Annotated in this window: 10 protein-coding genes; 6 read left to right on the forward strand and 4 right to left on the reverse strand. The window is 23.4% G+C overall.

Annotation, left to right across the window (positions count from 1 at the left end; genetic code table 4):
- Window positions 1-11 precede the first annotated feature (11 nt).
- The 5 genes from ACICQF_RS02940 to ACICQF_RS02960 all read left to right on the forward strand — a co-directional run bounded on the left by ACICQF_RS02940 (window position 12) and on the right by ACICQF_RS02960 (window position 5,813).
- Window positions 12-1,088, forward strand: a complete 1,077-nt coding sequence (locus ACICQF_RS02940) for a hypothetical protein (protein WP_395473649.1) — start codon at window positions 12-14, stop codon at window positions 1,086-1,088.
- Between the two features lie 22 nt (window positions 1,089-1,110).
- Entirely contained in the window at window positions 1,111-1,998 is an 888-nt protein-coding gene (locus ACICQF_RS02945; protein WP_395473650.1) for a hypothetical protein, read from the forward strand.
- A 266-nt stretch (window positions 1,999-2,264) separates the two neighbouring features.
- Entirely contained in the window at window positions 2,265-3,614 is a 1,350-nt protein-coding gene (locus ACICQF_RS02950) for a hypothetical protein (protein WP_395473651.1), read from the forward strand.
- Between the two features lie 376 nt (window positions 3,615-3,990).
- Window positions 3,991-4,686 (forward strand): hypothetical protein, encoded by a 696-nt coding sequence (locus ACICQF_RS02955; RefSeq protein WP_395473652.1) that lies wholly within the window; start codon window positions 3,991-3,993, stop codon window positions 4,684-4,686.
- Between the two features lie 203 nt (window positions 4,687-4,889).
- The gene (locus ACICQF_RS02960) at window positions 4,890-5,813 is read left to right on the forward strand and encodes a coiled-coil domain-containing protein (RefSeq protein ID WP_395473653.1); all 924 of its coding nucleotides are present in this window, start codon (window positions 4,890-4,892) and stop codon (window positions 5,811-5,813) included.
- Window positions 5,814-6,487: 674 nt separating this feature from the next.
- On the opposite strand, the gene glpK is transcribed toward ACICQF_RS02960, so the two are convergent.
- Genes glpK through glpO form a run of 3 tightly spaced genes read right to left on the reverse strand, consistent with a single transcriptional unit; the run spans window position 6,488 to window position 9,971 of the window.
- On the reverse strand, window positions 6,488-8,056 hold the full coding sequence (gene glpK / locus ACICQF_RS02965) for a glycerol kinase GlpK (RefSeq protein WP_395473654.1): 1,569 nt from the start codon (window positions 8,054-8,056) through the stop codon (window positions 6,488-6,490).
- A 25-nt stretch (window positions 8,057-8,081) separates the two neighbouring features.
- Entirely contained in the window at window positions 8,082-8,855 is a 774-nt protein-coding gene (locus ACICQF_RS02970) for an MIP/aquaporin family protein (RefSeq protein ID WP_395473655.1), read from the reverse strand.
- Between the two features lie 18 nt (window positions 8,856-8,873).
- Complete coding sequence (gene glpO / locus ACICQF_RS02975; RefSeq protein WP_395473656.1) at window positions 8,874-9,971, reverse strand: type 2 glycerol-3-phosphate oxidase; 1,098 nt, start codon at window positions 9,969-9,971, stop codon at window positions 8,874-8,876.
- 267 nt (window positions 9,972-10,238) lie between these two features.
- On the opposite strand from glpO, the gene ACICQF_RS02980 reads away from it, so the two are divergent.
- On the forward strand, window positions 10,239-10,916 hold the full coding sequence (locus ACICQF_RS02980) for a hypothetical protein (RefSeq protein ID WP_395473657.1): 678 nt from the start codon (window positions 10,239-10,241) through the stop codon (window positions 10,914-10,916).
- A gap of 828 nt (window positions 10,917-11,744) precedes the next feature.
- Here ACICQF_RS02980 and ACICQF_RS02985 read toward each other — a convergent pair.
- Complete coding sequence (locus ACICQF_RS02985; protein ID WP_395473658.1) at window positions 11,745-12,695, reverse strand: IS30 family transposase; 951 nt, start codon at window positions 12,693-12,695, stop codon at window positions 11,745-11,747.
- Window positions 12,696-12,762 lie beyond the last annotated feature (67 nt).

The raw sequence follows: 12,762 nt of genomic DNA on the forward strand, positions 1-12,762 counted from the left end.
TAGATAAAATTATGAATAACTATCAATTATTAAAATCAAGCTGAAAATGATTTAACAATAAATATTTGATGCAAACAATTTTATGAATGTTATTAACAATTTGTTTGATTATTTGTGCAATTTTATGAGAAGTTAAAAGTAGTATTTTTAATAAAATTTTAACATTTGATTTTTTTAATAATGCTAGTATTACTGATGAAACTATTATTACTTTAAAAACTTATTTATATATTGCTATTTTTAGTAGTTGTATTGCAAGTAATACTTTAATATTTATTCAAATCAGATGTTGAATGAAAAAATATATTGAAAATAAATATAAGGTAATTTCAAATTTTGAAAATAATTTTTTTATTTTTAAAGCTTTATTAGTATTAAATGTTGCTAGAAACATTACTTATATTTTTTGTTTTACTAATGTTTTTACCACATTATTTGTTTTAACTTATTGATTTTGTTATTTTATTATTTATATTATTTTAGAAAAAATATTAGAAGAAAAAAATCAGATTCTTGGTAATCCTTGATGAAAAGATATAGAAAAACGATCATTATTTATTATTTTAGGTTTTGAAGTTTTATATTTAATTGTAAAAAATTCAATTTTAAATTTTACTAAGGGTACTATTAAAATTGATCAAGTTTTAAAGTACTTTATTCCCGCTAGTTCTTTAGCATTAATATTAGCAGTCTTTATTCAAAGTTTAGTTAAAAATGATGTTAAAACTATTTTAAATAATATTAAAAATGTTAAAACCAAAATTGATGATTTTAAAATATTTTATAATTGAGATTATAAAAATATCATTAGTGATTTTCTATTTGTTAAAGAAGCACCATTAATTATTCGAAATGAATTAAAACAAAAAGTATTAACTAATGAAGAAAAAAATAAAATATTTGAACTTTTACATGAAATTTATCAATTTCTAATATTTGTTGAAAAACAAAATATTAAAGTTAGTGAGTTGAAATATATTTATTATCATTTATTTTATGAAATAACAAACCGTGATGAAATTTCACAAATTAAAAATAGAATTATTAATACAAAAAAGAAAAATTTGAAGATAATACTAAAAAAGTAGTGATTATTTAAGGAAGTTTATTATGAAAAAAATATTAAAAATTATAAGTGTTTTTGCATTTACTAGTATTACTAGTATTAATATTAGTGCATGTGATGTTTTTCACAATTCATCAGTTGATTATCAGCAATTATTAGAAGATGCTGCAAATTTAATTGCTAATAATACTTATCCCAATTTTAATAATTTTTTAAAACCCGAAAATAAAAATCATGTTTTTGATTTTAAAAAATTAATTGAAGACAATATTAGTAACTTGTTTAATACTGCTCCAGAAGATTTTAGTAATATTACTTATGAAATTACTAATGATCAAGATGAAATAAAAAAAATTAGTACTACTAATATTAAAATTCATTTAGCTGTTTATAATAATTCTACGGTAAAAGATTGTAGTTTTGATGCTAATTTTAGTCCATTACAAGATTATATAAATGAAAAATTAGAACCATTAGTTAATGGAACACAATATTTATCAATTAACAAAAAAGACAGTGGTGGATTTTATAATGACTTAGTTACTGCTGGTGCTACTTTTAAAAGGGAAGAAAAAAATCAAAAAGAACAATATTTAAGAAATAATTCATATAAAGCTAAAAATTTTTGAAAATTATTTCAAGAGTGAATTCCTTCTGAAGAAGTGAAAAACCCTTTACTTGGTAATATTTTAGTTCCATTATTAAATTTTATTCCAAAAAAACCCTTTACTTGGTTAACTTTTGATAATTTTAAACCATATTTGTTAAATGCTGGCTGCTATAATAATGTTATTGCTATTAATGGCAATAAAAAATTTGGTGATAAATATTATGATTATATAAAAATTCGATTAGAGGGTAAAAATTCAAAGGATATTGCTTTTGGTAATAAATATGAAGGTTTAACTTTTATTTTTACTACTAATAGTTAATTAATAAATTTTTAGTTCCTTTTTGAAAAGATAAAAATTAATAATAAAAATTACTTTTATAACTAATTTTGTATTAAAAAAATTAAAAAAATATAGACAAGTTATAAAACACATGCTATTATTTTTTCATACCTTTTTAGGTTAAATAATATATGCGACTAAAAGAAGTAGTTTCATGTAATAATTATATTACTGGATGCTACTTTTTATTTTAAAAAAGTAGCAACTTAAGAAAATTATTATTATATATGAAAGAAGTGTTTAAAATGTCTCCTTTATTTACAGGTAATCAAAATCTTAATATTCGTAGAATGTCTGACGATAGTGCAATAAGTTTATTGGCTTCAAGTGGTGATTTTTCTAGCATATCTAATAGTAGTACAATATCTATTTTTGAAGAAACTGCTATTAGAGAAAACAAATATTTATCAAAAATAACTAAACTTTTAGGTAAAAATATTACTTTTATTGTTGCTCTTTCTGGTAATATCACTGCTCAAATGATAATTAGTACTACTGTTGCTAAAACACCATGAAATTGACAAACTATTAAGGATAGTTTGATATTTAGTGGTATACTTATTGGTTTTGATACAGCTATTGAACCTTTTATTTTTGGTTTAATCGAAAATATTGAAAATTGAGTTATAGATAAATGAAAAAACAATGAAAATAATATTAATGTAGGAAAAGAAATAATAAAAGTTATTCCTTTCTTATTATTTTTAAGTTATTCTGGTGTAATTTTGGATAGAGCTTCTAATAATATTTTAGATAATTGAATTTCAATGGAAATTCTTGGACAGACAACTATTGAATTTACTAGTTATGTGTTAAATATGACTTTTCATGGTGCAATCATTTCTAGGATAGAAAAAGTAATAAAATTAGGTTGAGAAAAAGTTAAAAGATTATTTAATAACAATATTAATGATATAGAAAATCAACTTCTTAATAGTGAACAAAATAGTGATGAAAATAGTAATTTTTTTTATAAAAATATTTTACCATTATTTTTTATAACACCAATATCAATGGCTATAACATGAGGTACTGAGAATTATATATCTAATCAAGAATTTACTTGAAAAAAACTGTCAACAGATGCTCCAAAAGTTATGGGTGGTATAACTCTTTCTCTAGTTTCATCTTTACTTAATTGTATGGTTAATAAAGAAGGAATACCATTTCTTCCAAAACTGAGTACTGTTATAGATACTATTAAAAGATGAACTGGTTATCAACAAAATAATTGTAATATTGAACAATCAGTAACATCATGTCAATCTTATATTAATGATTCTTGTTTAGTAGATGTTTTTAGTGAATTAGAAAGTATTGAAGAATTTTCTAGTATTATTGGACAATTATGTAATGAAGAAGAATGAAATTTTAAAAATGATGAAGAAAAAGAAATCTTTTTTGATGCTGTTGAAGAGCAGAAAAAAGTAGATAGTAATTTTGGATCTACTACTAAACCAAGAAATAACTACGGAACATTCAATAACTATTGTGAGCCTACAAATTCTTTGGATAATGGAATTAGTAGTTCAATTCTTAAAACAGAGTTTGATGAACAATCACTTCTTTCAAAGCCACGCTCATTTACTATATAAAAACAGTATATAATAAATGTATAATAATATTTCTATATTATATAATTATATGATTTTGAAATTTAATAAATCAGAAAAAAGTATTTTAGTAAATTAAAGTACTTTTTTTATTGTATATTTATTTTTTCAATTATAAATTTAAATTGGGATTTAATCAAAATACCATATAATTCAATATTATTTTATACTTTTTTAAATTTACAATTGTTTATATTAAATAAAGTTAGAAAAATTATATTTTTGATGAATCTTAATATTGGTACAAGGAAACCACTAATATAAATTAGAACTATTCTGATATTTTTATTTTTAAATTTAATTAAAAATCAGATTATAAAAAATGTTATTTTTAACATATATAGAAGGAAAAAAATTAATGGATACTAGTGATGAAGAAAATATTTCTGTAGAAGATTTACAAAAGCAACTAGAAAAGATTACTCAAGAAAAAGAGGAAGTTCAATCTAAATTAGATGAAACTAGTAAGGCTAAAGAAGAAGTAGAATCTAAGTTAGAAGAAGCTAATAAAGAAAAAGAGGAAGTTCAATCTAAATTAGATGAAACTAGTAAGGCTAAAGAAGAAGTAGAATCTAAGTTAGAAGAAGCTAATAAAGAAAAAGAGGAAGTTCAATCTAAATTAGATGAAACTAGTAAGGATAAAGAAGAAGTAGAATCTAAGTTAGAAGAAGCTAATAAAGAAAAAGAGGAAGTTCAATCTAAATTAGATGAAACTAGTAAGGATAAAGAAGAAGTAGAATCTAAGTTAGAAGAAGCTAATAAAGAAAAAGAGGAAGTTCAATCTAAATTAGATGAAACTAGTAAGGCTAAAGAAGAAGTAGAATCTAAGTTAGAAGAAGCTAATAAAGAAATTGAAAAATTAAAAGAAGAAATTGATAATGCTAATGATAATGAAAAAATAAAAGAATTAGAAATTAAATTAGAAGAAGCTAATAAAGAAGTATCTAAATTAAAAGAAGAAATTAAAAACTGTAGTGATAATGAAAAATTACAAGAACTAAAAAATAAGTTAGAAGAAGCTAATAAAGAAATTGAAAAATTAAAAAAAAATTAAATGAAAAAGATAATAATGAAATAAAGCCTAATCATAAAATTGAATTATTAAAAGAGAAATTAGAAAGACTTGAAAAGAAATTAAAAGAAAAGGAAAAAGAAATTCAAAATATTAAAAATGATCCAGAGTCATTAGAGGACTTAGAAGCTAATATAGAAGAAAAAGAAGCTATTGAAAAACAAATCAATAGTGTTAAAAAACAATTGGAAATTTTAATAAAAGAAGAAGAAAAAAATAAGATTCATTTAATTAATTGTCAAATTTTACAAGAACAATTAAAAGAAATAAATGAAAAACTTGATAATTGTCAATCTAATGAAAAAAATGATAATAGTCAATGTTGTGAAACAATTAATAAAAAAATGGATCAACTTCTAAACTATAATAATGATAAATCTATGAAAGAAATTGAAAAATTAAACAAAAATATTGAAGAAAAGAATAAACAAATTAAAGAATTAGAAGCAAAAATAAATAATAATACTAATAGTCAAGAAATTAAAGATAAGTTAAGTGAATTAGAAAATAATAAAAATAATTTAATTAAAGAAAAAGAACAATTTGTAAAAGATGCTGATTATGATAAAGCAACTAAAATTGATAAAGAAATTAAAGATTTAGAACAAAAACAAAAAGATTTAGAAAAAGAACTTTTAGAAAATAATAAAAAAGAACTTGAAAAAAAAGAACTTCAAGAAAAAATAATTAAAATTCAATCAGAACTTGAACAAATAAAAAAAGAAAAAATAGATTTAGAAGAAAAGATAAATAATAATAATAACAATAATATTTGTTCTAAAGAAGAAGTTATTGGTGAATTTACTATTACAAAGGTAACCACAATTGAAGAATTTAATAGTACTAATAGTATTAGAGAAATGATTGCTAATAAAATAAAAAATCTTTATCCTAGCGCTGTTATTAATGAAGATTACAAAATTGAATTTGAAAATTTAAATACTAATGATATTGTACAAGGAAAAGAATCAAAAATAAAAATTAAACCAACAAAAAATAGTAAAGTAAAAGAAGAATTAAATTTTATAGTTAAAATTAATTATAAATATGATGCCGAAGAACAAAAAAGAGCAGCAACTGGTATTTTAAGAAAAGCAATACCCACATAATTTTGAAATGATAGAAAAAATAATAAATATCTTGCAATTTGACGTGCTGAAGGTCGATATGCAGCAGTAGCATCAATGATTCAAAATGTTAGACCATTACCTATATTATTAAGCGAACCTCATTTTGCAAGTAAAATTATAGTTGAAACATTTGCAGCTAGTTATTGAACTAATTATCATACACAATTTTAAGGATTATGAGTAAATGCTGATAATGGTTATTGACCTTAATATACTACTATACCTAGTTCAAATGATACTAATAAGATAAAAAATGTTAAAATTCTTTCTGAATTAAATAATACTTATTTTAATAAATTATTCTTTGTTATTGAAAAATATTTAAATGATTCAGGTATTAAATGTCGTATTTCTAAAAAAGCAGTAAAAGATTGATATTCTAGTTTATATTTATATGGAGTTGGAAATATTCAATTTAATAATCAATATGACGATTATGATAATGGCAAAAAACGACAATATTATATTCAAGTTAATTTTGATGTTTTATTCTTTGATAATAATGATTCTTCTTCAGATATTTCACAAGAGTTTGCTGGCGTAGTATTTACTTTAAGTGATGAATTAGATTTATATTCTTAACAACTAAAAAAACAAAATAAAATAATTAAGTAAATTTACTTAATTATTTTATACTGTCAATTCAGTTATTTTTATTTAATAGAAGTAGTTCAACCACGTGTTCTTTTAACTGCTTCTTGTCAACCCTTATAAAAAGTTTCTGCTTTTTTTTCTGTCATAATTGGTTTATATTCTTTTTCAATTTTATTTATTTTTTTAATATCATTAATATTTCAAAATCCAATTGCAAGTCCTGCTAAGTAAGCAGTACCCATTGCTGTAGTTTCAGTATTTTTAGGTTTAATTAAATTAGTACGACTAATGTCACTTTGGAATTGCATAATATATGAATTATTACTTGCTCCACCATCAACTTTAATCTTAATTTTTAAATCTTTTAAATCTTTATTTAATTTAACATCTGCTTGCATTGCCAGAATAACATCTTGTGACTGGTAAGCTAATGATTCAATGGTACCTTTAACAATATGTTCGCGCTTCGTACCACGTTCTAAACCAAATATAGCGCCACGTGCTGTTGAATCTCAATAAGGGGCACCCAAACCAACAAAAGCAGGTACTACATAAATACGTTGTTCTTCTTTGGTATCAACAATTTGTGAATATCATAGACTTTCATCGGAACGATATAACATTCGTAATTGATCACGTAAAAATTGAACAGCAGCCCCTGCAATAAAAACTGAACCTTCTAAAGCAAAAACTGGTTCTTCGCCTGATATTTGATAAGCAATAGTCGTTAGTAAACCTTGTTTTGAAAAAAGAGGAGTATTTCCAATGTTCATTAAAATAAAACAACCAGTACCATAAGTATTTTTGATTTCACCAGGTGTTAAACATAATTGACCAAATAATGCAGCTTGTTGATCACCAATTGCAGCAGTAATAGGAATTTCTTGCTCATCATTTTGGAATAACATTCCTTTATAAGTAGTTCCAATTTTACCTGAACTGGGAACTACTTCTGGTAACATATTTTTAGGGATATTAAATAATTCTAGTAATTCTTCATCTCATTTTTTAGTATTAATGTTGAATAACATTGTTCGTGAAGCATTTGTAATGTCAATAACATGTTTAGTTTTTTCAACATTATTTTCAATACCATTTGTCATTTTATAAATTAATCAACTATCAATAGTACCAAAAGCTAGTTTTCCTTTTTTTGCTAATTCACGTGCATTTTTAACATTATCTAAAATTCATTTTATTTTAGTAGCAGAAAAATAAGAATCAATTAGTAAGCCGGTTTTTTTATGAATTTTTTCTTTTCATCCTTTTTTTGCTAATTCTTCACAGTAATCTGCTGTTCTGCGATCTTGTCAAACAATAGCGTTATAAATTGGTAAACCTGTATCACGATTTCATACTACTGTTGTTTCACGTTGATTAGTAATACCAATTGCTTCAATTTGATTAGATTTAATATTACTTTTATTTAAAGCTTGTTGCATTGTTGTTAATTGATTATTTCAAATTCCAAGTGCATCATGTTCAACTCAACCTGATTGAGGGGGATAATGCTGAGGTATATCAATTTGATGGATATCAGTAATTTTTCCTTCTTTATCAATAATTAAAGTACGACAACTAGATGTACCTTCATCTAATGCCATAATATATTTTTTTTCTTCTGACATATTATTTATCCTTTCTGTACTTTTATTAAAGTATTTCAATTACTTTAATTAAACCACCAGCAATAATTGCTCCTAAAATTGGTCCAATAACAGGAACTGGAGCATATTTTCAATCAGAACTTCCTTTATTTGCTATTGGTAAAATAGCATGAATAATTCGTGGTCCTAAATCTCGAGCTGGATTAATAGCAAAACCTGTTGGTCCACCAATAGCAAGTCCAATAACCATAACACCAATACCAACAGTCGCAGGTCCAGTAATAAACGCAGAACCACTATTAAATATTTGTGAATTAATAACTAAATTTTTAATACCAATAGTAGCACAAACAATCATAACTAGCATAAATGTTCCAATAATTTCTGTTATAGTATTTCAAATATAACTACGTTCGGCTGGAGCTGTTGCAAAAGTTGCTAAAATTTTATTATTATCTTCAGTAATGTTATATTGTTTAAAATATGCTAAGTAAACAACTAATTGTCCTAACATTGCACCTAAAAATTGAAATAAAATATAAAATGGAATATAAAAGAAGTTTTCCCCAATAAAAGCTGTTTTTTTATTAGCAACTCATAATCCAATAGTAACAGCTGGATTTAAATGTGCTCCTGAAATTCCACTTAACATTGCAGCAATAGCAACAGCAAATCCTCATCCAGTACAAATAACAAGCCAACCGCTATTTTCTCCCTTTGTTTTTTTTAATAAAACGTTGGCAACAACACAATTTCCTAGTAAAATTAGGATAAATGTGCCAAATAGTTCACCAATAATTACTTGTGTGACTTCTGGCATAATATTTTCCTCCTTAAATTAAATATTTTTTATCATATTTGCTACTAGTAAAGCAATTGCTGGTGCTGAACTTAGACCTGGTGATTTAATACCAGCAACATTAATAAAGTTAGGATTATTACTAGCAAATTTTATGAAAAAATCATCAGTTTCAACACAAATTGCTCGTGAACCACTAATTACTTTACAAGTTTTATTAATATTTAAAGTTGGAATAATTTTTAGACCAATTTTATTAATAAGTTCAATATCTTCAATTGTAATTAATCTAGTATCACTTTTCGGTACATTTTCATGAGAAGTAGGACCCACCAAGATATGACCATCAAGCATTGGAGCAACTATTACTCCTTTACCATGAATAGTAGGTATCATAAATAGAATGTGATTATTTATAATATGATTTTCGGTTTTTTCAAGAATACAATACTGTCCTCTTCTAGTTTTTAAAGTGAAATCTTGACAATTTATTAACTTTGCAATATCATCAGCATAATGACCAGCAGCATTAATAATATATTTTGAAGTAAAAGTTACTTTTTTTTGATTATTTAAACAATTAACTCGAAAACCTGAATTTAATGTTTCAATATTAATTACTTGATGATCAACTTTTAGTTGTCCTTTATTTTTAATCATGCGATTAATTAAAGATTGTGTTAATAATACTGGATCAACAGCATATGAAGCAGAACAAAGTAGTGCACTAGTAACTTTTGGGTTAACATTAGGTTCTAATGAAATTACTTCTTCTCTTGTTAATATTGATAATTCTTTTTTAGCAATACCATTAGTAATACCACGTGCATATAATTTTTGTATTTCTGAGTTTTCTTCTTTGCTAAAAGCAAGTATTAAAGAATCAATTTTTTTTCATGGAAAATCTAAATTTTTAAATCAATCATTTTCATATAATTTTCTGCCCTCTAGATTTAATTTAGCATTTAGTTTTCCTGGTGTTGGATCAAATCCACCATGAATGACTCCAGAATTTCCTTCTGATGTTTCTTGGGCAATTCTTAAATTTTTTTCTAAAATAACTACTTTTAAGTTTCTTTTTGATAATTCATCACTAATAGCAGCACCAATAGTAATCACATCAAAATCAAATTCCATTACTTTCACCTCTCTCTAAACATCATTAAGAACAAAAGTTCTATCTGTGTATAGTTTAATTATAATATATTTTTTATTATTAACTTAATTCAAAATATTATATTAATTTTTAAACATTTTTAAATGAGATTTTATTAAAAAAAATAAGAAAAATTTGTGTTATATTATAAATAACGATATAAATTCAATATCGTTATAATTTTAATGATTATATATAAAAAGATATCTAATTATTAAAATTGTATTATTTAAAAGGTAGGTATATGAATGAAACAATTATTAATTACTTTAAGTACATTAACAACATTAACTTTAACAAGTAATACTATTATTAATAGTATTAATGATAATATTGTTAATAACAGTAGCTTAACAAATAAATCATCAATAAAGAATTCTACAAATTCATTATTTAATAATCAATGAAATATTTTAGGTACTAGTGGTTGAATTACTAACCAATCAATAACCGATTATAAATTTTACAGTTATGATACTTCAGCATTAAAAAGTTATACTTTTGCCAATGCTCAAAATACTTTTTTAGTAGATACAACAGGTAATCTAGTTTATAATACCAAAGTAATTGTTCCTGATAAAGATAAATCAGATATTGAAAATACAAAACAAGAAATGAATAATACTAAAAAAGTAACTACTATTAAAGATACATATAATCCATATATTAAAAGTGAATATAGTACTTCTTACTTTAGTGGTGATAATCAAGATTGAAAGTTAATTCAGCAAGGTGGAATTGAAAAACACATTGATATTTCACAACAAACAGGTGGTCATAAAGTTGAGCATAGTGATAATTTAAGTGAAACATTGGGTCTATATTATATTGCTAAAGCAACATTATCTAATAAAATTGATAGAACAATTGCTGAGAAGTTGTCTAATTATTTTATTAGTCAAAGTGGGAGGTTCCCAAAAAAGTAGGAAATTAAATTACTACATAATTAACTTATTTCCAGATGAATTATTTTAAAAATCATTAAAATTAGACAAAATTACTCTCTTTTCTTAAAACATTAAATTTATATTTTATATTCGACGTATTTAAAAAAAATAAAATATACATTTTATAAGTTAAATTAAAATTATCAACAAGGAAAAAGACAAGAAATAATCTTGTCTTTTTTTGTAATTGTAAAATTTTAATATTTTTTATTATTAGCACCCTTTAAATATCTACTACACGCAGTGACCAAGTAGGAGAAAGTTAATAATTAATAATCTTCTTTAACACTATTATCAACACGTGTTAGGGAACTAAAAAAGTGAACTGCAACACAGTTGTTAAAAATAGTAGCTAGAACATGTGGACTTGCATGGATAAATAAAAAGTGGAGTGATACCTAATAAATTATACTAACCATTAAATGGTAATTCTTGGGGTGGGAGCGAATTGGAAACTAGTATATATAGACCTGTTGTAGGGACCTATTGTATTAATTCTATTCTTTATTTAACCAACCTTGCCACTCCCCAGTGAGCAAGTGTTGGTTTTATTTTTTATTGTTTTTTGAAAAATTTTTTTGGGCGAAAAAATAAATTTCAAACTTGTAAAAAAAATTAAGCGGTGCCGGTTCAATTAAAATATTAATTTGTTAAACACAAATTAAATAAATATTGAATCGAATGCCTTAATGTTTTTTAAAATTTCATAATTTATTTTTGAGCCCATTTTTCTTAAAAAATATAATTAATAGTATTAATAATCTAAAAATAAAAATATATATTGCTAAATTGTAAAGGTAAGTGCAACTAAATTATTTTTCTATCCAAATATTCGATTGGTGAAAGATAATTTAATATTTTTCTCGGTCTTTGATTTAAAGACAATATAAATTTATGAACTTCATTTTTATTAGTTTTTGAAAAAATAAATTTTTTAGGAAATTTTTCTCTAATTAAACCATTAGTATTTTCATTAGTACCTCTTTGTCAAGGTGAATATGGATTGGCAAAATAAATTTTTACATCTAAATTTTTTTCAAGTTGTTGTCAATTTGAAAATTCTTTGCCACGATCAAAAGTAATAGTTTTAACAATGTTTTTAGGAAGAATTGATAAATAATAACTGACATTTTTATTAATAACTTTAGTAGTTCTGTTTTTAACTAATATTGCTAAAGTAAATCGTGATACTCTTTCAACTAAAGTTATTAAACATGATTTGCTTTTACCTCGTGATGATACTATAGTATCTCCTTCCCAATGACCAAGTGTTATACGATCATTAACATTTATATCTCGTTCTTTAATTGATTTACCATTAAACTTGCCACGATTTTCTTTAGATTTTCGTTTTTTACCTTTTCTTCTTAAATTTTTACTAGTAACTTTATCAAGCATTCCAAAATAAATTCAAGTATAAATTGTTTTAAAACTAATAACTCACTCTTTATGAAAATTTTTAATTCTGCCATAAATTTGTTCAGGTGATCAATTTAATAGTAATTTTTGTTGTACATATTTTACTAAATTCTTATTTTTAAACTTATGAAAACTAATATGTGATTGTTTTCGATTTTCAGCTTTATTTTGTGCAATTAATGAAAAATAATGATTATTATCTTTATTTCTATTAATTTCTCGAATAATAGTACTAATACTTCGATTAAGATTTTTAGCTATTTCACTAATTTTAAATTTAAATTTCAATTGATTCTCAATATAAATCCTTTCATCTATGCCAAGATGTTTATAAATCATATAAAAACTCCTTACTTTTTTCTAAACTAAATTTAGCATTATGAAATTTTTATATGAGAATTTTTTG

Origin of the sequence: Spiroplasma endosymbiont of Nomada rufipes, from assembly GCF_964277355.1 — a bacterium.
GTDB lineage: Bacteria > Bacillota_I > Bacilli_A > Mycoplasmatales > VBWQ01 > Spiroplasma_E.